Origin of the sequence: Methylobacterium oxalidis (genome assembly GCF_007992195.1) — a bacterium.
Lineage (GTDB): Bacteria > Pseudomonadota > Alphaproteobacteria > Rhizobiales > Beijerinckiaceae > Methylobacterium > Methylobacterium oxalidis.
The window spans coordinates 11,864-33,078 of the sequence record NZ_BJZU01000074.1 but is presented as its reverse complement, the minus strand read 5'-3'; the positions used below and the strand labels follow the sequence as shown (position 1 = coordinate 33,078).

Annotated in this window: 23 protein-coding genes; 18 read left to right on the top strand and 5 right to left on the bottom strand. The window is 72.4% G+C overall.

Annotated features, from left to right (window positions below):
* Positions 1-158 precede the first annotated feature (158 nt).
* From MOX02_RS18240 to MOX02_RS18230, 3 genes are all read right to left on the bottom strand, one after another.
* Positions 159-545 carry a hypothetical protein gene (locus MOX02_RS18240; RefSeq protein WP_147027222.1) on the bottom strand — a complete coding sequence of 129 codons (387 nt, stop codon included), beginning with the start codon at positions 543-545 and terminating at the stop codon, positions 159-161.
* A gap of 147 nt (positions 546-692) precedes the next feature.
* Positions 693-2,561: a methylmalonyl-CoA mutase subunit beta gene (locus MOX02_RS18235; protein ID WP_147027221.1), complete on the bottom strand. Its 1,869-nt coding sequence runs from the start codon at positions 2,559-2,561 to the stop codon at positions 693-695.
* A 173-nt stretch (positions 2,562-2,734) separates the two neighbouring features.
* A complete protein-coding gene (locus MOX02_RS18230; protein WP_147027250.1) occupies positions 2,735-3,538 on the bottom strand; it encodes an undecaprenyl-diphosphate phosphatase in 804 nt (267 codons plus the stop codon).
* Between the two features lie 247 nt (positions 3,539-3,785).
* Between MOX02_RS18230 and MOX02_RS18225 the strand changes: the two genes are divergently transcribed.
* Genes MOX02_RS18225 through MOX02_RS18215 form a run of 3 tightly spaced genes read left to right on the top strand, consistent with a single transcriptional unit; the run spans position 3,786 to position 6,525 of the window.
* The gene (locus tag MOX02_RS18225) at positions 3,786-4,478 is read left to right on the top strand and encodes a glutathione S-transferase family protein (protein WP_147027220.1); all 693 of its coding nucleotides are present in this window, start codon (positions 3,786-3,788) and stop codon (positions 4,476-4,478) included.
* A 56-nt stretch (positions 4,479-4,534) separates the two neighbouring features.
* Complete coding sequence (gene queG / locus MOX02_RS18220) at positions 4,535-5,659, top strand: tRNA epoxyqueuosine(34) reductase QueG (RefSeq protein WP_283207464.1); 1,125 nt, start codon at positions 4,535-4,537, stop codon at positions 5,657-5,659.
* Complete coding sequence (locus MOX02_RS18215) at positions 5,656-6,525, top strand: SDR family oxidoreductase (RefSeq protein WP_147027219.1); 870 nt, start codon at positions 5,656-5,658, stop codon at positions 6,523-6,525. Before queG ends, MOX02_RS18215 begins: the two co-directional genes overlap by 4 nt.
* Before the next feature lie 34 nt (positions 6,526-6,559).
* On the opposite strand, the gene olsB is transcribed toward MOX02_RS18215, so the two are convergent.
* Positions 6,560-7,579 carry a l-ornithine N(alpha)-acyltransferase gene (gene olsB / locus MOX02_RS18210; protein WP_147027218.1) on the bottom strand — a complete coding sequence of 340 codons (1,020 nt, stop codon included), beginning with the start codon at positions 7,577-7,579 and terminating at the stop codon, positions 6,560-6,562.
* Positions 7,580-7,798: 219 nt separating this feature from the next.
* A complete protein-coding gene (locus MOX02_RS18205) occupies positions 7,799-8,185 on the bottom strand; it encodes a DUF2267 domain-containing protein (RefSeq protein ID WP_147027217.1) in 387 nt (128 codons plus the stop codon).
* Between the two features lie 141 nt (positions 8,186-8,326).
* Between MOX02_RS18205 and MOX02_RS18200 the strand changes: the two genes are divergently transcribed.
* From MOX02_RS18200 to MOX02_RS18130, 15 genes are all read left to right on the top strand, one after another.
* On the top strand, positions 8,327-9,883 hold the full coding sequence (locus MOX02_RS18200) for a helicase HerA-like domain-containing protein (protein WP_147027216.1): 1,557 nt from the start codon (positions 8,327-8,329) through the stop codon (positions 9,881-9,883).
* A 369-nt stretch (positions 9,884-10,252) separates the two neighbouring features.
* The gene (locus MOX02_RS18195; RefSeq protein WP_147027215.1) at positions 10,253-10,651 is read left to right on the top strand and encodes a helix-turn-helix domain-containing protein; all 399 of its coding nucleotides are present in this window, start codon (positions 10,253-10,255) and stop codon (positions 10,649-10,651) included.
* Between the two features lie 166 nt (positions 10,652-10,817).
* Entirely contained in the window at positions 10,818-11,150 is a 333-nt protein-coding gene (gene rplU, locus MOX02_RS18190; RefSeq protein WP_147027214.1) for a 50S ribosomal protein L21, read from the top strand.
* A 77-nt stretch (positions 11,151-11,227) separates the two neighbouring features.
* Positions 11,228-11,494: a 50S ribosomal protein L27 gene (rpmA, locus tag MOX02_RS18185; protein ID WP_147027213.1), complete on the top strand. Its 267-nt coding sequence runs from the start codon at positions 11,228-11,230 to the stop codon at positions 11,492-11,494.
* A gap of 196 nt (positions 11,495-11,690) precedes the next feature.
* Entirely contained in the window at positions 11,691-12,317 is a 627-nt protein-coding gene (locus MOX02_RS18180) for a GNAT family N-acetyltransferase (protein ID WP_147027212.1), read from the top strand.
* A 105-nt stretch (positions 12,318-12,422) separates the two neighbouring features.
* Positions 12,423-13,460, top strand: a complete 1,038-nt coding sequence (gene obgE, locus MOX02_RS18175) for a GTPase ObgE (RefSeq protein WP_147027211.1) — start codon at positions 12,423-12,425, stop codon at positions 13,458-13,460.
* Between the two features lie 46 nt (positions 13,461-13,506).
* Positions 13,507-13,836 (top strand): hypothetical protein, encoded by a 330-nt coding sequence (locus tag MOX02_RS18170; protein WP_147027210.1) that lies wholly within the window; start codon positions 13,507-13,509, stop codon positions 13,834-13,836.
* Positions 13,833-14,237 (top strand): type II toxin-antitoxin system VapC family toxin, encoded by a 405-nt coding sequence (locus tag MOX02_RS18165; protein WP_147027209.1) that lies wholly within the window; start codon positions 13,833-13,835, stop codon positions 14,235-14,237. Before MOX02_RS18170 ends, MOX02_RS18165 begins: the two co-directional genes overlap by 4 nt.
* Complete coding sequence (gene proB, locus MOX02_RS18160; protein WP_147027208.1) at positions 14,234-15,355, top strand: glutamate 5-kinase; 1,122 nt, start codon at positions 14,234-14,236, stop codon at positions 15,353-15,355. The genes MOX02_RS18165 and proB overlap by 4 nt, the downstream gene beginning before the upstream one ends.
* A gap of 115 nt (positions 15,356-15,470) precedes the next feature.
* Complete coding sequence (locus MOX02_RS18155) at positions 15,471-16,769, top strand: glutamate-5-semialdehyde dehydrogenase (RefSeq protein WP_147027207.1); 1,299 nt, start codon at positions 15,471-15,473, stop codon at positions 16,767-16,769.
* A 27-nt stretch (positions 16,770-16,796) separates the two neighbouring features.
* Positions 16,797-17,405, top strand: coding sequence for a nicotinate-nucleotide adenylyltransferase (locus MOX02_RS18150; protein WP_147027206.1), 609 nt, complete (start codon positions 16,797-16,799; stop codon positions 17,403-17,405).
* Positions 17,406-17,556: 151 nt separating this feature from the next.
* Positions 17,557-17,937 (top strand): ribosome silencing factor, encoded by a 381-nt coding sequence (gene rsfS, locus MOX02_RS18145; protein ID WP_147027205.1) that lies wholly within the window; start codon positions 17,557-17,559, stop codon positions 17,935-17,937.
* 10 nt (positions 17,938-17,947) lie between these two features.
* Complete coding sequence (gene rlmH, locus MOX02_RS18140; protein ID WP_147027204.1) at positions 17,948-18,457, top strand: 23S rRNA (pseudouridine(1915)-N(3))-methyltransferase RlmH; 510 nt, start codon at positions 17,948-17,950, stop codon at positions 18,455-18,457.
* A gap of 43 nt (positions 18,458-18,500) precedes the next feature.
* Positions 18,501-19,850, top strand: a complete 1,350-nt coding sequence (locus tag MOX02_RS18135) for a murein hydrolase activator EnvC family protein (RefSeq protein WP_147027203.1) — start codon at positions 18,501-18,503, stop codon at positions 19,848-19,850.
* Complete coding sequence (locus MOX02_RS18130; RefSeq protein ID WP_147027202.1) at positions 19,850-21,172, top strand: S41 family peptidase; 1,323 nt, start codon at positions 19,850-19,852, stop codon at positions 21,170-21,172. The genes MOX02_RS18135 and MOX02_RS18130 overlap by 1 nt, the downstream gene beginning before the upstream one ends.
* Positions 21,173-21,215: the final 43 nt, after the last annotated feature.

Genomic DNA, 21,215 nt, shown 5'->3' with positions numbered 1-21,215 from the left:
CGCCAGTATTCCCGCACGATTGCGTCACGAACAGGGCTTCGCGTGCCCAGCCGGGGCCAAAATCGTGTTTGCGCCGCTGCTGTCGCCGGCCGACCACATGTGACGCGATGCCCGCGGCCGAAATAACGCTTCCTTAACTCTCTCGCCGGCCTCGGTTTTCAGCCACGCCGCTCTGCGTTCCACTGGCCGCGGCAAGCGATCCCGCCGTTCGTCGTCCAGGTCCCGTTGCCGTACCCGGCGCGGGCCAGGCGGCCGACGACGCTGGCGCTGTCGGTGCCCCGCGAGATGATCGCCCGCACCGCGCCGTTCGGCGCCACCCGCCCGGAGATGTGGAAGTCGGCGCCCGCGTAGCGCGCCTCGCCGCGTTCGATCTGGACGCCGTAGCGGTAGGCCCGGTCGCAGGGACCGTCGAGCGTGATGACCTCGATGCTCCAGCTCCCGTCGTAGCGGTTGGGCACCTGCACCTTCTTGCGGGCGGCCTCGGCCGAGCCGATGCCGGCGGCCGCGACGGTGAGGGCGACCGCGGCGATGATGGCTGTTCTCATGGTACCTCGTATCCCGAGGGCGGCGCGGGCGCCGGCCCGTTCTGCGTGCCTGGACGAAAGCACGGTTCGGCACGCCTCGGCGCGTCCGGCCGTGACGACTGAACGTTCCAGAAACTCGTCAGAGTCCGAGAGGTTTCCCGCCGAGCTTCAGGCACGCGTTCCGATCTTGAGGGCCTCGGTCAGGAGAGTCTGCAGATCGCAGCCCGCGTGCAGGAAGGCGTGCACGCCCGCGGCGTTCAGGGGCCCCGCGAGTTCTGCCGGCTTGCCCGCCACGTAGATCGTGCCCGCGCCGGCCCGCGCCAGGGCCTCGGCGGCGGGCACGGCCTCCGCCTCGTAGACCTTGTCCGACGAGCAGATGCAGGCGAGCGCCGCCCCCGACGCCTTGAAGGCGGCGGCAAGCTCGTCGAGATCGGTGAAGCCGTGGTTGCCCGGCGCCTCGATGCCGCCTGCCGCGAAGGCGTTGGCGGCGAAGGTCGCCCGGGTGTTGAAGGCCGCGAGCGGGCCGAGATTGGCCAGGAACACCCGAGGCCGCCGCCCGGTCCGGGCGAGATAGGCGTCGGACGCGTCCCGGAGCGCCTCGTAGGGCTCGGCCAGCCGCATCGAGGGCAGCGCCTCGCAGGCGACCGCCGCGCCTGAGCCGAAGCCCGAAGCAGGAGGTGCCGCCACCGGATCCACGTCGAGGACGGTCACCGGCTTCTCGGCGAGGAAGGGAAATTCCGTGGCGCCGGTCAGCGCCTCGCGGCGCGTCGCGACGTTGCGGGCGCGGGTCTGGCGCGTCTCCTCGATCCGCCCCTGGAGCTTGCCGAGGCTGAGGCTCGCGACGATTCCGCCCTCGCGCTCGATCGTCTGGAAGGCGGACCAGGCGGCCTCGGTCAGTTCCGCGGTCAGCGCCTCGAAGCCGCCGGCGCCGGCGGCCGGGTCGGCGACCTTGGCGAGGCTCGACTCCTCGAGGAGGACGATCTGGCTGTTGCGGGCGACCCGGCGGGCGAAGCCGTCCGGCAGGCCGAGCGCCTGCGTGTAGGGCAGGGCTGTGACCGTGTCGGCGCCTCCGATCCCGGCCGAGAACGAGGCCATGGTCGTGCGGAGGATGTTCACGAAGGGGTCGCGGCGGGTCATGTTCCGCCACGCCGTCTCGGCGTGGACCCGCAGCGGCTTCGCGTCGAGACCGCAGGCCGCCTCGACTCGGGCCCAGAGGCGGCGGAGCGCGCGGAACTTCGCGATCGTCAGGAACTCGTCGGCGTCCGCCACGAGGAGCACGGCGACGGCGTCCCGAGCCCGGTCGAGATCGTGGCCGCCCGCTTCGAGGGCGCGCAGGTAGGCGACGGCGGTCGCCAGCACGGCGCCGAGCTCGGCGGCCTCGCTGGCGCCGGCCTCGTGGTAGGGACGGCCGTCCGCGAGGACGAGGCGGCCCCGGAAGCCGGCGGCGTCGAACTCCGACAGCGTCTCAGCGAGCTTCGGCGCCACCGAGTCCCAGACCGCGCCGAGGGTGCCCGTGGCGGCGAGCGTGCCGACCGGGTCGATGCCGAGGTCGAGGTCGAGATCGGCCAGGGCGTCGCCGCGCCGCTCGGCCAGCTGCCGGACGAGGGCCGCCGCCTCGAGACCGCGCGGGCCCGCGTCGAGGCGCAGGGCGATGAGCGGGAGCATCACGTTCTTGAGAGAGGCATCGAGATGGTCGACGCTCACGGCGGTGAGGCCGAATCCGCGTGCGGCGGGCGCTCCCGCGAAGACGAGAGCGAGCGCATCGGCCCCGCCTTCGAGGTCGGAGAGGGCCTGCGAGACCGCCGATTCGGAATCGGGATGGTCGACGCGCATGGAGACGCGCCAGGGGCCCGGCGCCCGGGTCGGCTGCGGGGCGGCCTCGGCGGGCTCGTAGAGCGGCTCGATGCGGATGCCGTCGGCCGTCTTCGAGACGAGGCGCTTCTCGAAATCGGCCCCCTTCAGCACGCCGTCGACGAGGCCGCGCCAGCCCTCGCGGGTCGCGGGCTCGAAGAGGTCGGCGAGCGGTCTGTCTTCCATCGTTCGGCCCTGCGCGGTCTGGGGCAGGGGCCCGGGCCGGGACAGCGGCGTGACAGGTTGCCCGCCTTGTCATCCTGCCAGGGTCATCCTGCCAAGTCTCGGCTTGAGCCCTGGCACGACGTGCCGGCCGAGGCAATCGCCATGAGGTCGGATGCGGGCCCGGCCGAGGATGATCAGCCGAGGATGATCAGCCCCGCGAAGCCGAGCGAGCCGACGATGATGCGCCACCACGCGAACAGCCAGAAGCCGTGCCGGGAGACGTAGTCGAGCACCGTGCGCACCACGAAGAGGGCGGAGAAGAAGGCCACGACGAAGCCGATGATGATCAGGCCGGCATCGTCCTTCGACAGGTTCTTGTAGTTGTCGAGGAGGTCCTTGGCGAAGGCGCCGGCCATGGTCGGCATGGCGAGGTAGAACGAGAACTCGGTGGCCGAGCGCTTGTCGGCGCCCATCAGCATCGCGCCCACGATGGTGGCGCCCGAGCGCGAGACGCCGGGGATCATGGCGAGGCACTGGAAGATGCCGATCTTGAGGTCCATCGGCAGGGTGAAGTCGTAGACGTCGGTCTTCTTCACCTCGAGGTCCATGTCGTCGAGGACGAGCAGGACGAGGCCGCCGGCCACCAGGGTCGCGCAGACGATCCAGGGGTTGAACAGGTAGTACTTGATCGCCTTCGAGAAGATGCCGCCGATGATCGCGGCCGGCAGGAAGGCGATCAGGATCCCGATCACGAATCGGCGCGCCTTGGGGTCGTGCGGCAGCGCCGTGCCGACCTTGAGCAGCCGGCTGAAATAGACCGACAGGATGGCGAGGATGGCGCCGAGCTGGATCAGCACCTCGAAGGTGTTGTTCGGCGAGTGGAAGCCGATGAAGTGCCCGACGAGGAGCTGGTGGCCGGTGGAGGAGACCGGGATGAACTCGGTCGCGCCCTCCACGACGGCGAGCACGACCGCCTTCGCGATGCTCGTCGCATCCATCATCTCGCGCCTCGACTTCTCGGATGGGGCCGCCCCTGAAGGGTCTCGCCGGACGGGTTCTCGGCGCGGGACCGCACCGGCCGGCAGCCTTGGCCGGTCACGGTTGATGGGCGGTTACCCGCGCGACTTCAGCGTGTTAATGAGGCGGCAACGATCGAGCAATAACTCTCATCCCGCGCGCAGCCCGCCCGGGCCATGCGCTGGGCGCGTCCCGCCGGCTCATCCCACCCGACCGATCTCGGCCTCGATGGCGACGCTTCACCACTCATCCTTCTGCCCCAACTCCCGCTTCATCCGCCTCGTCCTCGCCGAGATGGGCATGGAACCGACCCTCGTGGAGGAGCGGCCCTGGGAGCGGCGCGAGGCGTTCCTACTGATCAACCCGGCCGGAACGACGCCGGTGCTCGTGGAGCAGACCGGGCTCGCCGTGCCGGGCGCCGGCATCATCGCCGAGTATCTCGACGAGACGCGGGGCCTCGGCCTGAGCGGGCGCCGGCTCCTGCCCGAGCACACGCCGGACCGGGTCGAGGTGCGGCGCCTGCTCGACTGGTTTCTCGTGAAGTTCTACGCCGAGGTGACGGGCTACCTCGTGACGGAGAAGATCTCGAAGCGCTTCATGACGAGCGCCGACGGCGGCGGCCCGCCGGACATGAACGCTATTCGCGCGGCGCGGATCAACGTCCGCTACCACCTCCAGTATATTGGCTACCTGATGGAGCGGCGGCGCTGGATCGCGGGCGACCATCTGACCTATGCGGATCTGGCGGCGGCCGCCCATCTGAGCTGCGTGGACTACCTCGGCGACGTGCCATGGGACGAGAGCGAGATCGCGAAGGACTGGTACGCGCGGCTGAAGTCGCGCCCCTCCTTCCGCACGCTCCTGGCCGACCGCGTGCCGGGCATGGCGCCGGCCGACCACTACGCGGACCTGGATTTCTGAAGCCCGCGCCAGTCCCACGGACCTCCAGCCCCGACGCGCCCGCTCTCCGGCGCATCATCGAGGAGCGCGCCCGCTCCCTCGGCTTCGACGCCCTGCGCGTCGCCCGGCCCGATTCGGTGCCCGGCCTGCCCGAGCGCCTGTCGGCCTGGCTCGCCGCGGGCGCCCACGGCGAGATGGCGTGGATGGCGGAGCGCACGGCCGAGCGGACCGCGCCGGCCGGCCTCTGGCCGGAGGTCCGCAGCGTCGTGATGCTGGGGCTGAGCTACGCCCCCGGGACGAACCCGCTCGACCTCCTCGCGCGGCGCGACCGGGCCGCCATCGCGGCCTACGCGCAGCGGCGCGACTACCACGAGGTCGTCAAGGGCAAGCTGAAGGAGCTCGGCGGCCTGCTCGCCGCCCGATCGGGGCGGCCGGTGAAGGTGTTCGTCGACACCGCGCCGGTGATGGAGAAGCCGCTCGCCGAGGCCGCCGGCCTCGGCTGGCAGGGCAAGCACACGGTGCTGATCTCCCGCGAGCACGGCAACTGGCTGCTGCTCGGCGCGATCTACAGCGCGGCCGAACTGGAGCCCGACGCGCCCGAACCCGAGCATTGCGGCACCTGCCGGCGCTGCCTCGACATCTGCCCGACCGCGGCCTTTCCGGAGCCCTTCCGGCTCGATGCGCGGCGCTGCCTCTCCTACCTGACAATCGAGCATGCGGGGCCGATCCCGGCCGAGTTCCGGGCCCCGATGGGCAACCGCGTCTTCGGCTGCGACGACTGCCTCGCGATCTGCCCCTGGAACAAGTTCGCGCAGGATGCCCGCGCGACCCGGCTCGCCGCGCGGGACGACCTCGCGGCGCCGCCGCTCGCCGATCTCGCCCGCCTCGACGACGCGGCCTTCCGCCGGCTGTTCGCGGGCACGCCGGTGAAGCGCACGGGGCGCGACCGCTTCCTGCGCAACGTCCTCATCGCCATCGGCAACTCGGGGGACCGGGCGCTCGCCGCGGAGGCGGCGCGGCTCCTCGACGATCCGGCGCCGCTCGTGCGCGGCATGGCGGTCTGGGCCTGCGGCCGTCTCCTCGATAGGAACGCCTGCGCGGACCTCCACGCCCGCTCGGGCCGCGGGGAGGCCGACCCGCACGTGCTGGCCGAGTGGCGGGCGGCGCTCGCGACACGGGACGAGGAGACCCCACTCCCATGAACCTGTTCGTGTTCGGCCTCGGCTTCAGCGCCCGCCGATTCGTGGAGCGCGAGCGGTCCCGCTTCGCCGCCATCCGCGCGACCGTGACCGACCCGGACCGGGCGCGCGCCATCGAGGCCGAGGCCGGCTTGCCCGTGCGGGTGTTCGGGCCGGACGCCGACGACCCGCGCATCGCCGCCGATCTCGCCGACACGGACGTCCTCCTCGTCTCGGCCCCGCCCGGCCCCGACGGCGACACCGCCCTGGCGCGCCACGCCGACGCGATCCGCGCGAGCCGGATCCGCTGGATCGGCTACCTCTCGACGATCGGCGTCTACGGTGACCAGGGCGGCGCCTGGATCGACGAGACGACGGAGGCCACGCCCCGCAGCGCCCGCTCCCGGGAGCGGCTCGCCGTCGAGCGGGACTGGCTGGCGCTCGGCGCCGAGACGGGCAAGGCGGTGCAGGTCTTCCGCCTGTCCGGGATCTACGGGCCGGGCCGCAACCCGTTCGTGAAGCTGCGCGAGGGCAAGGCGCAGCGCATCATCAAGGCCGGGCAGGTCTTCAACCGCATCCACGTGGACGACATCGCGGCGGCGCTGGCCGCCTCGCTGGAGCGGCCCCGCAACGGGGCGGTCTACAACGTGACCGACGACGAGCCGGCGCCGCCCCAGGTGGTCACCGAGCACGCGGCCCGGCTCGCCGGCCTGCCGCTGCCGCCGGCGGTCGATTTCGAGACGGCGGAGCTGAGCCCGATGGCGCGCAGCTTCTACGGAGAGAACAAGCGGGTGCGGAACCGGCTGCTGCGCGAGGAACTCGGGCTCGCCCTGCGCTACCCGACCTACCGGGAGGGCCTCGCCGCCCTGAAGGACGACGCGGCGGGCTAGGCCCGCTCCGCGGGACCGCGCCGGGCGATGCGGCTCAGGCCGCCCGCCGGTTCGCCGCCGGGCCGAAATGGCCGAGGTAGCGCGAGGCGATCGCGCTGATCGGCAGGACCACGAACACGTCCGTGGTCCCGAACTGGCGATCGACCACGGCGCCGTCGCCGAAGGTCGCGCCCACCCGCAGATAGCCCTTGATCAGCGGCGGCAGCGCCTGGAGCGCCGCCTTCAGGTCGACGGATTCGCGGTCGAGCCGGTTCATCCGCACGTAGCGGCCGGGGAGCGCCCGCGCGCACCAGCCCTCCGCGGCGCGGGCGTGGTGGTGCAGGAAGCTCAGGGGCAGCGCGAGGCGCTCCGGGTCCGTGCCCTCCAGGCTCGCGCAGCCGAGGAGCGCGTCGATCCGGTGATGCAGCACGTAGGCGTAGATGCCGTGCCAGAGCAGCTCGACCGTGCGCTTGGTGCGGTAGGGCTTGAGCACGCAGGAGCGGCCGAGCTCGAGCAGGCGCTTGCCGGGATTGGCCGCCAGAACCGGCGCGATGTCGTACTCGCCCGCCGTGTAGAAGCCGAAATGCCGGTCCGCGATGTCCTGGCGGAGCAGGCGGTAGGTGCCCACCACCTTGGGGCGGGGCTTGCGGAAGGGCTTGGCCTCGGTGGCCGCGTGGTCGATGACGAGGAGGTGGTCGCAGACCGCGTCGTAATCGTCCACGTCCCGGCGCGAGAGCATCGCCATCCCGCTCGGGATCGCCGACATCTCCTCGTAGAACACGCGGAAGCGCAGGCGCTGGGCCCGGCGCACCTCGGACTTCTTGGTGGCGAGGCGGACCTCCAGGCTGCCGATGCGGCCGAGGCTCGGGTCGAGGCCCGGCGTCGCGAGCGGTGCGCGGAAGCGCTCGCCGAAGCGGATCGGCGTGGCACCGGGCGGGATCAGGCTGCGGCCGCCGAAGCCCGGCAGGCCGGCCTCGGCGCTCTTCTGCTTGAGCCGGGTGATGGGGCCGCTGACCCCCTTCTCCCAGCCGTTCAGCCAAGCCGCGGAAGCGCCGCGCGCGAAGTTCGCGACCATGGTTCAGCCTGCCCTCGGGATCGCGGAGCCCACCCCCTCGGGATGGACGGCCCCGGCCTCGCGGATGCGACAACACCACGAAGCGCGCACGCTTTTATGACAGGCGCGCGCCTTTCGCATCAAGGACTTGGCGAGGGCCCTCGCGGCGCGCGCCCGGGCCCGGCGGTGCGTAGCCGCCGAAGGGCCGGCCCGGGCCGGGGCCGGCTCCCCGCCGGAGGCTCAGACGAACTGGTTGAGGCCGGGGATCGAGCCGACGATCGGGCCCATCACGTCCTCGCCGGCCTTCTCGCGGCCGTAGGCGAAGAGTTCCTGGCCGAGGGGCTGCATCTGCCCCATCGGCACGCCGGCCGACATCAGCTTCTGGCCGAGCGCCATCACGCCGCCGCCCATCATGCCGCCGAGCATGCCCATGAGGCCGCCGCCGTTCTCGGCGCCGTTGGATTCGGCGACCAGCGCCTCCGAGCCCGGCATCGCCGCCATGAGCTGGCCCACCTCGGCCGCCGGCCCCTCCTTCTGCAGGAAGGCGAGGATGTGGCCGATTGCGGTCTGCGCGGTCGCGGCGTCGAGGCCCGTGCGGGCGGTGACGCGGGCAATCAGTTCTTCCATCGTGGCGGGCTCCTGAGGGTACGATCTCCACCGTCCTTCGGGCCTCGGCGTGCCGAAATCAAGCGGTGCCGCGCCGGGCATCTGGAAAACGGGCGGCCCCGGCGGCATAACCTTGGGCGCAACCGACCGGGCGAGGGCGCGATGACGGACGACGGCACGATTCTCATCGGCAGGAGCCCGGCCGGCGGGCCCGGCGGCTCCGGCAAGCCCGAGCGCCTGACGCTCCGGCTCGCCAACCGCCACGGCCTCGTGGCCGGCGCCACGGGCACGGGCAAGACCGTGACCCTCCAGGTGATGGCGGAGGGCTTCTCGAACGCGGGCGTCCCCGTCTTCGCCGCCGACATCAAGGGCGACCTCTCGGGACTCGCGGCGGCCGGCGAGGCCAAGCCCGCCTTCGTGAAGCGCGCCGAGGAACTCGGCATTCCCTACGAGCCCGACCGCTTCCCCACCGTGTTCTGGGATCTGTTCGGCGAGCAGGGCCACCCGATCCGCTGCACCGTGATGGAGATGGGGCCGCTGCTGCTGGCCCGCCTCCTCGAACTCAACGACACCCAGGAGGGCGTACTCAACATCGCCTTCCGGGTGGCCGACGAGAACCAGTGGCCGGTCATCGACCTCAAGGACCTGCGCGCGCTCCTGACCTTCCTGTCCGAGAACCTGAAGGAGATCTCGGGCACCTACGGGAACGTCTCGGCGGCGAGCGTCGGCGCGATCCAGCGCCAGCTCCTGATGCTGGAGAACCAGGGAGCGGACAAATTCTTCGGCGAGCCGGCGCTGAACCTCTCCGACTTCATGCGCACGGACCGCGAGGGCCGCGGATTCGTCAACATCCTGGCCGCCGACAAGCTGATGCAGAAGCCGCGGCTCTACGCGTCCTTCCTGCTGTGGATGCTCTCGGAGCTGTTCGAGGAGCTGCCCGAGGTCGGCGACCTCGACAAGCCGAAGCTGGTCTTCTTCTTCGACGAGGCGCACCTGCTCTTCAACGACGCGCCCAAGCCCCTGCTCGACGCGGTGGAGCAGGTGGTCCGCCTGATCCGATCGAAGGGCGTGGGCGTCTACTTCGTGACGCAGAACCCCCTCGACGTTCCGGAGACGGTGCTGGGCCAGCTCGGCAACCGGGTCCAGCACGCGCTGCGCGCCTTCACGCCCCGCGACCAGCGCGCCGTGCGCGCCGCCGCCGAGACCTTCCGGCAGAACCCGGGCTTCGACGTCGCCAAGGCGATCACCGAGCTCGGCGTCGGCGAGGCGCTGGTGAGCTTCCTGGAGGCGAAGGGCACCCCCTCGGTGGTGGAGCGCGCGCTGATCGCGCCGCCGCAGGGCCGCGTCGGCCCGCTGACCCCGGCCGAGCGCGCGGCGCTCATCGCGCAGAGCCCGCTGCGAGGCAAGTACGACGAGAGCGTCGACAACGAGAGCGCCTACGAGATGCTCGCCAAGCGCAAGGGCCTCGACGCGGCGCCCGCCGAGGCGGCGCAGGACTCCGAGGGGGGGCTCGGCGGCCTCCTCGGCAGCCTCGGCGGGATGCTGGGCGGCGTGCTCGGCTCGAAGCCGGCCCCGCAGGGCCGGGGAGGCCGCCGCCCGCCCCAGAGCCTCGCCGAGCAGGTCGTCTCCAACGCCGCCCGCTCGATGGCCCGCTCGGTGGGCACGCAGGTCGGCAACGCGATCCTGCGCAACGTGCTCGGCGGGCTGATGAAGAAGTGATGCCCCTTCTCGCCTGTACGTGAATCGCGTATATGTGGACAGAGGACGACGTGATCGTCGAGATCACGGACGTCGAGGGGCCGGAGATGCTCGTGTCGGTCGCGACGCCCGTCGAGCGGATCGATATCCTCGGGCAGGTCCGGCTCCGCGACGGCTGGCTCGTGATCGAGCGGGCGCACGTGCAGGGTCTCTCGCCCGGTGCCCTCGGGCGCCGGGGCCTCAACGTGATCGCCCGCAAGCTGATGGTCGAGGCCGATGCGCAGGGCATTGTCGTTGAGGGAAGCACTCGCACGACGAGACGAGCCCGCGGGCGGCGACCGCGCCCCTTCCGATTCCCCCACCCGCCTTCGGCTGAGGGTGGACGGCGAGGTGGCGCGGCCCGTCGACGTCGCGCGGCTGCTGACGGATCAGGGACTCTCGCTTCGGCGGGCGCACGCCCTCCTCGACCGGCTGGCGGAGGGCCGCGCCGTCGTCGTCGGCGTTCCGGGCGCGACGCGGGAGGACCTCGTGGTTCGCCTCGCCGAACTCGGCGTCCGCGCCCGCGCGCTGCGCACGCCCGAGGTCAGCAGCCGCGAGGTGCGGGCCAAGCTCGACCTCTCGCAGGCGGAGTTCGCCCTGCGATTCGGCTTCGAGCTCGACACGGTGCAGAACTGGGACCAGGGCCGGAACCGGCCGGACACGGCGACCCGCATCCTGCTCGCCGTCATCGCGCGCGATCCCGACCTCGTGGACGCCGTCCTCGCCGGGGAAGAGCCGACCGCGCGTTGACAAATCGCCCCTTCGCGGCCTATCCACCCGGCACCACGCGCGGCTTCCTCGCAGGAGTCCGCGCGTTTCGCGTTTCGCCGCGGGCCATCCTGCCGGTCGGGACGAACTGATAAAAAGCCGGTCCAGGGGGCGACCCCGGAGGCCGATCGGAACACGAGAGAGAACGATGTTCGCAGTCATCAAGACCGGCGGCAAGCAGTACCGCGTCGCCGCCAACGACACCATCACGGTCGCCAGCCTCGAGGGCGAGGCCGGCTCCAGCGTCACCTTCGGCGAGGTGCTGCTGTTCACCGACGGGGATGCCACCCAGGTCGGCGCGCCGCTCCTGTCGGGGATCAGCGTCACGGGCGAGATCGTCGGCCACGGCCGCGACAAGAAGGTGATCGCCTTCAAGAAGCGCCGCCGGCAGAACTCGCGCCGCAAGCGCGGCCACCGGCAGCACCACACGGTGGTGCGGATCACCGGCATCGACGCCGGCGCCAAGAGCGCCAAGGGCTGAGGCGCCAAGGGCTGATAGCGGCATCGCGCCAGGGCTGAGCCCGCGCTCGCCCGACTGAGGAATTTCGGAGTTCATCCATGGCACACAAGAAAGCAGGCGGCTCGTCCCGCAACGGCCGCGACTCGGAAGGCCGGCGCCTCGGCGTCAAGAAGTTCGGCTCGGAGGCCGTCATCGCCGGCAACATCATCGTCCGGCAGCGCGGCACCAAGTGGCACCCCGGCACCAACGTCGGCATGGGCAAGGACCACACCCTGTTCGCCCTCACCGACGGCCGCGTCCGCTTCGAGACGAAGCGCGGCCGCGCCTTCGTGGCGGTCGTACCGGTGCAAGAGGCGGCCGAGTAGGCGGGCAAGCTCGACGGACGAGAGAGCTTCCCGCCGGTGTCCCACACCGAACCGGCGGACCCGAAGCTCCCTCGCAGGCCCCGACAGGGGCGACACGGGACACGGAACGCGGGGGAGGATGGGATGCCATCTTCCCCCTTCTTCGTCCGAAGGCCTGAGGCGGTTTTCTCGCCGCCCGCGACCGGAGCCCGCGACGATGTTCCCCGACCTGACCCGCGACGACGTCTTCCGCCTGGAGACCCGGCGCCTGTGGCTGCGCTGGCCCTGCGCCGCGGATGCCGAGGCGATCGTCGCCCTCGCCGGCGACCGGGCGGTGTCCGAGATGACCGCCCGGATCCCGTACCCGCTCGACCGGACGAGCGTCGACGGCTTCATCGTGAAGGCGCGCTGGGGGAACACCGAGGGGCGCTCCATTGTCATGGGGATCGCGCCGCGAAGCCGCCCGCAGAGTCTGATCGGCATCGTGGCGATCGAGCCGGACCCCGGCGCGGCCGGGCCGCATCTCGGCTACTGGCTCGGCGCGCCCCACTGGGGCAACGGGCTCGTCACCGAGGCGGTCGCCGCCATGGTCGAGGCTTACTTCGCCTACACGCCGGGCCAGGTGCTGACCTCGGCCGCGCGCGTGGAGAACGTCGCCTCCCGGCGCGTCCTGCAGAAATGCGGCTTCGCGCACGAGGGGCGGGCGCTGGCGCCCTTCCCGGCGCGGGGCGGCGACCTCATGGTCGACCGGTTCCGCCTCGACCGGAGGGCCTGGCAGCGCCGGCAGGCGGGCCCCGGCACCGTGGTGCCGGAGACCTCGGTGCTCCTGGCGGTGCATGCCTGACGCGGGCCGGGCGGTCCTGGCATCCGGGCCGCCCGATCCACACCTTGCGAAGATCCGCCCGCGGCCCGGGGCCGCGCGCGACGACCCGATGACGAGCCCGACGCCGTGAAATTCCTCGACGAAGCCAAGGTCTATGTCCGCTCCGGCGACGGAGGCGCGGGTTGCGTCTCGTTCCGGCGCGAGAAGTTCATCGAGTTCGGCGGCCCGAACGGCGGCGACGGCGGCCGGGGCGGCGACGTCTGGATCGAGTGCGTCGAGGGGCTGAACACGCTCATCGACTACCGCTACCAGCAGCATTTCAAGGCTCGGAAGGGCGAGCACGGCATGGGCTCGAACCGCCACGGCGCCAAGGGCTCCGACGTGGTGCTGAAGGTGCCGGCGGGGACGCAGGTGCTCGCCGAGGACGGCGAGACGCTGATCGCCGACATGACCGAGGTCGGCCAGCGCGTGCGCCTCGCCAAGGGCGGCAACGGCGGCTTCGGCAACGCCTACTTCACCACCTCGACGAACCGGGCGCCCAAGCACGCCAACCCGGGTCTCGAGGGGCAGGAGCAGTGGATCTGGCTGCGCCTCAAGCTCATCGCGGATGCGGGCCTCGTCGGCCTGCCGAACGCCGGCAAGTCGACCTTCCTCGCCACCGTGACGGCGGCCAAGCCGAAGATCGCCGACTACCCCTTCACGACGCTGCACCCGGGCCTCGGCGTGGTGCGGGCGGACGGGCGCGAGTTCGTGCTCGCCGACATCCCGGGCCTGATCGAGGGGGCGCACGAGGGCGTCGGCCTCGGCGACCGCTTCCTCGCGCACGTGGAGCGCTGCCGGGTGCTGCTCCACCTCGTCGAGGGGACGAGCGAGCACGCCGGCAAGGCCTACAAGCTCGTGCGCGGCGAGATCGAGGCCTACGGCCACGACCTCGCCGGCAAGCCCGAGATCGTCGCCCTCTCCAAGGCCGACGCCCTCGACCCGGAGACGCTGAAGGAGCAGGTCGCCCGCCTCAAGCGCGCCGCCAAGCGCGCGCCGCTGATCCTGTCCTCGGCCACGGGCCAGGGCGTGCAGGAGGCGCTGCGCGCGGTGATGGCGGAGATGGACGCGGCGAGCGCGGCGGAGGCCGAGCAGGCGGCCCCGGCCGCCGCCTGGCAGCCGTGATGTGCTAGGCTTGCGGAAGCGCGGCGAATCGGCGGCGAGCGGAGCGATGACCAAGCCCCTGATCATACGGAACGAGGAGGCGCGGCGCCTTGCCGGCGTGCTGGCGGAGCGGCTGGCCACCGACCTCGACGACGTGGTCGTGAGGGCCTTGAGGGCCTACGAAATCCGTCTTGCGCAGCAGGCACCAGAGACGGGCGCCGCGCGCGCCGCAGGCACGCCTGCCGTCGAATTCGGCGCTGGCGCGGGCCTCACGCCGGCGCAGCAGGCGGAACTCGAAGCGATCCGCGCGCTCGTGCGGGAGGGCCGGAAATATCGGCGCCTGCCCGGCACCTCCGACCATTCCGACATGTACGACGAGTACGGCCTGCCGAAATGATCGCCCTCGACACGTCGGCCATCGTCGCCATCGCGATGGAGGAGGCGGAGGGAGACCTGTTCGAGGAGATCGTGGTCGCCCGCTCGGCCATCGTCGCGCCACCGACCCTTCTGGAAGCGCGCATGGTGCTCACGGCCCGCGTTCCGGACTTCGCGCCCCGCTTCCTGGACAACCTCGTCGGCTGGCCGTCCGTCACGGTGGTGCCCTTCACCCTCGACATGTACCGCGCCGCCTCCGACGCCTTCCTGCGCTTCGGGAAGGGGCGGGGACACCGGGCCCAATTGAACTTCGGCGATTGCCTCGCCTACGCGGTGGCCCGAACCCATGCGGCGCCGCTGCTGTTCAAGGGCGACGACTTCGTGCACACGGACATCGAGCCCGCACACGAAACCCGCGCATGATCCCGAGCCTCGAAGATTTCCGCCGCGTCGTGATCAAGGTCGGCTCGGCCCTGCTGGTCGACCGCGCCCGCGGCCGGCTGCGGCACGCCTGGCTCGCCGCGCTGGCCGAGGACATCGCGGAGCTGCACGCCCGCGGTGTCGACGTGCTCGTCGTGTCCTCGGGCAGCATCGCCCTCGGGCGCACCGTGCTCGGCTTCCCGCCCGGCGCGCTGCGCCTCGAGGAGAGCCAGGCCGCCGCCTCGGTCGGCCAGATCGCGCTCGCCCGCCACTGGGCCGAGGCGCTCGGCCATCACGGCATCGTGGCGGGCCAGATCCTCGTGACGCCCCGGGACACCGAGGAGCGCCGCCGCTACCTCAACGCCCGCGCCACCACCCTGAAGCTCCTCGAGGTGCGCGCCGTCCCGGTCGTCAACGAGAACGACACGGTGGCCACGAGCGAGATCCGCTACGGCGACAACGACCGCCTCGCCGCCCGCGTCGCCACCATGATCGGGGCCGACGTCCTGGTCCTGTTCTCCGACATCGACGGGCTGTACACGGCCCCGCCGAAGGCGGATCCCGGAGCCCGCCACCTGCCGGTCGTCGAGCGCATCACCCCCGAGATCGAGGCGATGGCGGGCGGGCCCGCCTCGGACCTCTCGCGCGGGGGCATGCGCACCAAGGTCGAGGCGGCCAAGATCGCGGTCGGGGGCGGCACCCACCTGATCATCGCGGACGGGCGCGAGAAGAACCCGCTGCGCACGATCGTCTCGGGCGGGCGCTGCACGTGGTTCTTGTCGGGCTCGACGCCCACGGCCGCCCGCAAGACCTGGATCGCGGGCTCGCTGGAGCCCCGCGGCAGCCTCGTCATCGACGACGGGGCGGCCCGCGCGCTCCAGGGCGGCGCCAGCCTGCTGCCGGTGGGCGTGCGGGCGATCGAGGGCAGCTTCGGGCGGGGCGACGCGGTGCTGATCCGCGACCTCTCCGGCCGCACGCTCGGGCGCGGCCTCGTGGCCTACGACAGCGCCGAGGCCGCCCTCATCATCGGCCGCCCGAGCAGCCACATCGCGGACCTCCTGACCCATCCCGGCCGCGCCGAGATGGTGCATCGCGACGACATGGCGATGTTCTCGGAGTAGGGCAGGGCCGCCGCCCCGGCGGGTTGTTTCGCGCCTTCGCGCCGTGCATAGACAGGGCATTACTGAGGCGGCCACAGACCTCCCGGCCGCGAGACCTGCGCGAGGATCGGCGAACGTGCCCGCTCTGAACCTGAGATCCGAATTCGCGGGCGCCGACGACCTCGACACGCTGATGGCGGGAATCGGCCGCCGCGCCCGCGCCGCGGCGCGCGGCATGGCGCTGGCCTCGGCCCAGACCAAGGACGTCGCGCTGCGCACCATCGCCGAGCGCATCCGGGCGAGCAGCGCCGAGATCCTGCGCGAGAACGCCCGCGACGTGGCGGCGGCGAAGGCGGCGGGCCAGACGCAGGCGCTGATCGACCGCCTCACCCTCGACGAGGCGCGCCTCGCAGGGATCGCGGACGCCGTCGAGAAGATCGGGGCGCTGCCCGACCCGGTGGGGCGCCAGCTCGCCGCCTTCGAGCGCCCGAACGGCCTGCTGATCGAGCGCATCGCCGTGCCGCTCGGCGTCGTCGGCGTGATCTTCGAGAGCCGCCCGAACGTGACGGCCGATGCGGGCGCGCTCTGCCTCAAGGCCGGAAACGCCGCGATCCTGCGGGCGGGCTCGGACAGCCACCGCAGCGCCATGGCCATCGCCCGGGCGATGAGCGAGGGGCTCACCGCCTCGGGCCTGCCGGCGGACGCCATCCAGATCGTGCCGACGCGCGACCGCGCCGCGGTGGGCTCCATGCTGACGGGACTCTCCGGCTGCGTCGACGTCATCGTGCCCCGCGGCGGGCGCAGCCTCGTCGAGCGCGTCCAGGCGGAGGCCAAGGTGCCGGTCTTCGCCCATCTCGACGGCATCTGCCACGTCTACGTGGCGGCCGGCGCCGACCTCGACATGGCCCGCACCGTGCTCCTGAACAGCAAGATGCGCCGCACCGGCATCTGCGGCGCCGCCGAGACCCTGCTGGTCGACCGCGCCTGCGCGGGCACCCATCTCGCGCCTCTCGTGAGCGCGCTCCTCGACGCGGGCTGCGCCGTGCGCGGCGACGAGGCCGTGCGCGCCGCCGACCCGCGCGTGACGCCGGCCTCGCCCGAGGACTGGCGCACCGAGTACCTCGACGCGATCATCTCGGCCCGCGTGGTCGACGGGCTCGACGCCGCGATCCAGCACATCGAGGAGAACGGCTCGCACCACACCGACGCGATCATCACCGAGGACGGGGCGGAGGCGACGCGTTTCCTCGCCGAGGTCGATTCGGCGATCGTCACCCACAACGCCTCGACGCAGTTCGCCGACGGCGGCGAGTTCGGCTTCGGCGCCGAGATCGGCATCGCCACCGGGCGCATGCACGCCCGCGGCCCGGTGGGCGTGGAGCAGCTCACCACCTTCAAGTACCGGGTGCACGGCAGCGGCCAGACGCGCCCGTGAGCGGGCCGCGAGCGGCCTGACCGGCGGATGCTCCCGCGCCTGCCGCCGGCCGCGCCGGGCCAGCGGATCGGCCTCTACGGCGGCTCCTTCAACCCGGCCCATGCGGGCCACCGCCACGTCAGCCTCACCGCCCTGCGGCGGCTGCGGCTCGACCGCATCTGGTGGCTCGTCACGCCCGGCAACCCGCTGAAGGATCGCGGCGCGTTGGCCCCGCTCGCCGAGCGGGCGGCCCTCGCGGAAGCGGTAGCCGACGACCCGCGCATCGCCGTGACCACCGTCGAGGCCGCGATCGGCGTCCGCTACACCCGCGACACGCTGCGCGTCCTCGTCCGGCGACGTCCCGACCTCCGGTTCGTCTGGATCATGGGGGCCGACAGCCTCGCGACATTTCACCGCTGGCGGGGCTTCCGCGAGATCGCCGGGCTGGTGCCGATCGCCGTGGTCGACCGCCCCGGCTTCACCCTCGCGGCGCCGGGCGCTCCCGCCGCCGCGGCCCTGCGCCGCTTCCGGGTGCCGGAGCGGGACGCCGGCCGGCTCGCCGGGCTGGCGCCGCCCGCCTGGGTCTACCTGCACGGGCCGCGCTCGGACCTGTCCTCCACCGCGATCCGCCGGGCGGCGGATGCCGGCGGCGCTTGAGCGGCGCGCCGATCCGTACCGAATCACCGGGACGGGAGCGGCCGGCGTATTGAAAACGCGCGGCGAAGCCTCCAATCTCTCAAGCACGCGCGAATGCTGGCGCGCACCCGTATTCACCTGAGGAACCAGGACGCTGTCCGAGACGATCGACATGGGAACCAACGGTTCCGAGACCACCGCCCTCGAACGGGCAGAGAATCTGAGGGCCCTGGCGCTCGGTTGCCTCGACGAGATGAAGGCCGAGGAGACCATCGCGATCGATCTCGCCGGCAAGACCTCGCTCGCCGACACGATGATCATCACGTCCGGCCGCTCCCAGCGCCATGTCGGCGCCATCGCCGACCGGATCATCCAGGACATGAAGGACAAGGGCTTCGGCACCGCACGCGTCGAGGGCCTGCCCGCCTGCGACTGGGTGCTGATCGACGCCGGCGACGTGCTCGTGCACATCTTCCGGCCCGAGGTGCGCGGCTTCTACAATCTCGAGAAGATGTGGGGCGCCGACCGGCCGGTCGGCCGGATGGCCGGCTGACGCCGCTCCCTTGCGGCTCCTCGTCGCCGCGGTCGGGCGGCTGAAGGCCGGCCCCGAGCGCGACCTCGCCGCGCGCTACCGCGACCGCGCCGGGCAGATCGGCCGCGGCCTCGGGCTTCCCGCCTGCGACATGGTCGAGATCCCCGAGAGCCGGGCGCGCCGCGCGCCCGACCGCTGCGCGGAGGAGGGCGGCCAGCTCCTCGCCCTCTGCCCGGCCGGCGGCATCCTCGTGGCCTACGACGAGCGCGGCCGCGCGGACCTGCCGAGCGAGCGGCTGGCCGAGCGGGTGGGGGCGTGGCGTGATTCGGGCAAGCCCGCCCTCGTCGTGGCGATCGGCGGCGCGGACGGGCTCGATCCGGGCGTACGGGACCGCGCCGACCTCGTCCTCTCCTTCGGGGCCGCGACATTGCCGCACGGGCTCGTGCGGATTGTCGCCTTGGAACAGCTCTATCGCTCGCTCACGATCCTGGCCGGGCACCCCTACCATCGCGGTGGCCCGGACGGGCAATCGGCGGCATAGAGGCGTGATGGGGCGCGCGCGGCGGATCTCTCTCGCAGGGTGGATGGGGCTCGGGCTGCTCGCGGCGGGCTGGCCCGCGGGCGCGCAGGCACCGTCCGCGCAGGCACCTGCCGCCCCGGCACCGGCGGCCGCGACCGAGGCTGCGCCCCCCGGCGAGGCCGACAGGATCCGGCAGGCGCAGGAGGAGCGGGACCGGCGCGCCGAGAGCCTGAAGCGGATCGAGGAGGCGCTCGCCGCCTCGTCGAGCGCGCGGGCGCAGTTCGAGGCCGAGATCGCCGCGATCGGCGGCGACCGGGCGAAGCTGAACGCGGCCTTGCTCGACGCGACGCGGCAGGCCCAGGCCACCGAGGACCGGATGAGCCGGCTGGAGGAGCGCCTGCGCAACCTCGGCGCCAGCGAGTCGGCGATCCGGCGCTCCCTCGATGCGCGCCGGGGCGTCATCGCCGAGATCCTCGCCGCCCTGCAGCGGATGGGGCGGCGCCCGCCGCCGGCCGTGCTGGTGCAGCCCGAGGACGTGCTCGCCGTGATCCGCACCTCGATGCTGCTCGGCGCCGTGGTGCCGGAGCTGCGCGGCGAGGCCGAGACGCTGGCGAGCGACCTCGCCGAGCTCGTGCGGCTGCGCGGCCTGATCGCGGCCGACAAGGAGGGCCTGCGCACCGATCTCGCCGGCTGGGCGAAGGAGCAGCAGCGCCTCAACGCCCTGATGACGGCGCGCCGCGCCCGCCTCGCGGAGGTGGAGAGCGGGCTCGCCGCCGAGCGCCTGCGCGCGGCCGAGCTCGGCGTCCAGGCCAAGAACCTGAAGGATCTCGTCGACCGGATGCAGGGCGAGGTCACCGCCCGCCGCCGCGCCGCCGAGGAGGCGCGCAACGCCGAGCTGCGCGAGGCGCGGCTCACCCAGGAGCGCTTCGCCGCGGCGGGCTTCAGGGACCCGGCCCGCCTCGCCCCGAAGGTCCGCTTCGCCGAGGCCCGCGGCGACCTGCCGAGGCCGGTGAGCGGGCGCCTCGTGCGCGCCTTCAACCAGCCGGACGGCAACGGCGGGATGACGCGCGGCATTTCGCTCTCGACCCGGCCGAAGGCGGTCGTGGCATCACCGGCGGACGGGTGGGTGTCCTTCGCCGGACCGTTCCGCTCGTACGGCCGTCTCTTGATCATCAATGCGGGCGATGGCTACTATCTGTTGTTGGCTGGGATGGATCAGATCAACGTCGAGGTCGGCCAGTTCGTGCTCGCCGGGGAGCCGGTGGCGAGCATGGGCGAGGGGGCGCCAAGCCCCGCGGCCGGGGACGGTGACCGCGGCGATCCCGTCCTGTACGTCGAGTTCAAGAAGGACGGCGGCTCCATCGACCCGGAGCCTTGGTGGGCGAGAGGCCCCAGCGAGAAGGTTCGCGGATAATGCGCAAGATGTCCCTGGTCATGCTCGGCGCGCTCCTCGGCGCGGGCACGTCGATGCTGGCGACGCAGACCCAGTTCCTCTCGGGTCCGAGCGCGGTGGCGGCATCGGCCGAGACCTATCGCCAGCTCAGCCTGTTCGGTGACGTCTTCGAGAAGGTGCGGACCGACTACGTCGAGAAGCCCGAGGAATCGAAGCTGATCGAGGCGGCCGTCAACGGCATGCTGACCTCCCTCGACCCGCACTCGAGCTACATGGACGCGAAGGCCTTCCGCGACATGCAGACGACGACCCGCGGCGAGTTCGGCGGGCTCGGCATCGAGGTCACGATGGAGGACGGCCTCATCAAGGTCGTGACGCCGATCGACGACACCCCGGCCTCGAAGGCGGGCCTCCTCGCGAACGACATCATCACGCAGATCGACGAGGAGCAGGTGCAGGGCCTCACCCTGAACCAGGCGGTCGACAAGATGCGCGGCCCGGTCAACTCCTCCGTCAAGCTGAAGATCAGCCGCAAGGAGGCCAAGGACCCGATCGAGGTCTCGCTGACCCGCGACGTCATCAAGATCAAGCCCGTGCGCTCGCGCGCCGAGGGCGGCGACATCGGCTACGTCCGCCTGACCCAGTTCAACGAGCAGACCTTCGACGGCCTGCGCAACGCCGTCGACAAGCTCACGACCGAGATCGGGCAGGACAAGGTCAAGGGCTACGTGATCGATCTGCGCAACAACCCGGGCGGCCTGCTCGACCAGGCCGTGATGGTCTCCGACGCCTTCCTCGACCGCGGCGAGATCGTCTCGACGCGCGGGCGCAACCCCGACGAGACGCAGCGCTTCTCGGCGAAGTCCGGCGACATCACCAAGGGCAAGCCGGTGGTGGTGCTGGTGAACGGCGGCTCGGCCTCGGCCTCCGAGATCGTGGCCGGCGCGCTCCAGGATCACAAGCGCGCGACGGTCCTCGGCACCCGCTCCTTCGGCAAGGGCTCGGTGCAGTCGATCATCCCGCTCGGCGGCAGCGGCGCCCTGCGCCTGACCACGGCGCGCTACTACACGCCGTCGGGCCGCTCCATCCAGGCGAAGGGCATCGAGCCGGACGTCGAGGTGCTGCAGGACGTGCCGGACGAGCTGAAGGGCAAGGACGAGACGAAGGGCGAGGCGGGCCTGAAGGGTCACCTCAAGCAGAAGGACACGGAGGAGCGCGGCGGTTCCTCCGCCTACGTCCCGCCGGACCCGGCCAAGGACAAGCAGCTCACCGCCGCCTTCGACTTCCTGCGCGGCATCCAGAAGGGCGCGGCCAACACCCAGAAGCCGAGCCTGCCGAACTGACCGGCGCGACGCGCGCCATCCTCATCGCGAGACCCCGCCCGGG

What these genes read in the sequence shown, in the direction of transcription:
- MOX02_RS18240 (WP_147027222.1), bottom strand. Translation starts at nt 545, where the DNA reads ATGAGAACAGCCATCATCGCCGCGGTCGCCCTCACCGTCGCGGCCGCC.
- MOX02_RS18235 (WP_147027221.1), bottom strand. Translation starts at nt 2,561, where the DNA reads ATGGAAGACAGACCGCTCGCCGACCTCTTCGAGCCCGCGACCCGCGAG.
- MOX02_RS18230 (WP_147027250.1), bottom strand. Translation starts at nt 3,538, where the DNA reads ATGGATGCGACGAGCATCGCGAAGGCGGTCGTGCTCGCCGTCGTGGAG.
- MOX02_RS18225 (WP_147027220.1), top strand. Translation starts at nt 3,786, where the DNA reads ATGGCGACGCTTCACCACTCATCCTTCTGCCCCAACTCCCGCTTCATC.
- MOX02_RS18215 (WP_147027219.1), top strand. Translation starts at nt 5,656, where the DNA reads ATGAACCTGTTCGTGTTCGGCCTCGGCTTCAGCGCCCGCCGATTCGTG.
- olsB (WP_147027218.1), bottom strand. Translation starts at nt 7,579, where the DNA reads ATGGTCGCGAACTTCGCGCGCGGCGCTTCCGCGGCTTGGCTGAACGGC.
- MOX02_RS18205 (WP_147027217.1), bottom strand. Translation starts at nt 8,185, where the DNA reads ATGGAAGAACTGATTGCCCGCGTCACCGCCCGCACGGGCCTCGACGCC.
- MOX02_RS18200 (WP_147027216.1), top strand. Translation starts at nt 8,327, where the DNA reads ATGACGGACGACGGCACGATTCTCATCGGCAGGAGCCCGGCCGGCGGG.
- rplU (WP_147027214.1), top strand. Translation starts at nt 10,818, where the DNA reads ATGTTCGCAGTCATCAAGACCGGCGGCAAGCAGTACCGCGTCGCCGCC.
- rpmA (WP_147027213.1), top strand. Translation starts at nt 11,228, where the DNA reads ATGGCACACAAGAAAGCAGGCGGCTCGTCCCGCAACGGCCGCGACTCG.
- MOX02_RS18180 (WP_147027212.1), top strand. Translation starts at nt 11,691, where the DNA reads ATGTTCCCCGACCTGACCCGCGACGACGTCTTCCGCCTGGAGACCCGG.
- MOX02_RS18170 (WP_147027210.1), top strand. Translation starts at nt 13,507, where the DNA reads ATGACCAAGCCCCTGATCATACGGAACGAGGAGGCGCGGCGCCTTGCC.
- MOX02_RS18165 (WP_147027209.1), top strand. Translation starts at nt 13,833, where the DNA reads ATGATCGCCCTCGACACGTCGGCCATCGTCGCCATCGCGATGGAGGAG.
- proB (WP_147027208.1), top strand. Translation starts at nt 14,234, where the DNA reads ATGATCCCGAGCCTCGAAGATTTCCGCCGCGTCGTGATCAAGGTCGGC.
- MOX02_RS18150 (WP_147027206.1), top strand. Translation starts at nt 16,797, where the DNA reads ATGCTCCCGCGCCTGCCGCCGGCCGCGCCGGGCCAGCGGATCGGCCTC.
- rsfS (WP_147027205.1), top strand. Translation starts at nt 17,557, where the DNA reads ATGGGAACCAACGGTTCCGAGACCACCGCCCTCGAACGGGCAGAGAAT.
- MOX02_RS18135 (WP_147027203.1), top strand. Translation starts at nt 18,501, where the DNA reads ATGGGGCTCGGGCTGCTCGCGGCGGGCTGGCCCGCGGGCGCGCAGGCA.
- MOX02_RS18130 (WP_147027202.1), top strand. Translation starts at nt 19,850, where the DNA reads ATGCGCAAGATGTCCCTGGTCATGCTCGGCGCGCTCCTCGGCGCGGGC.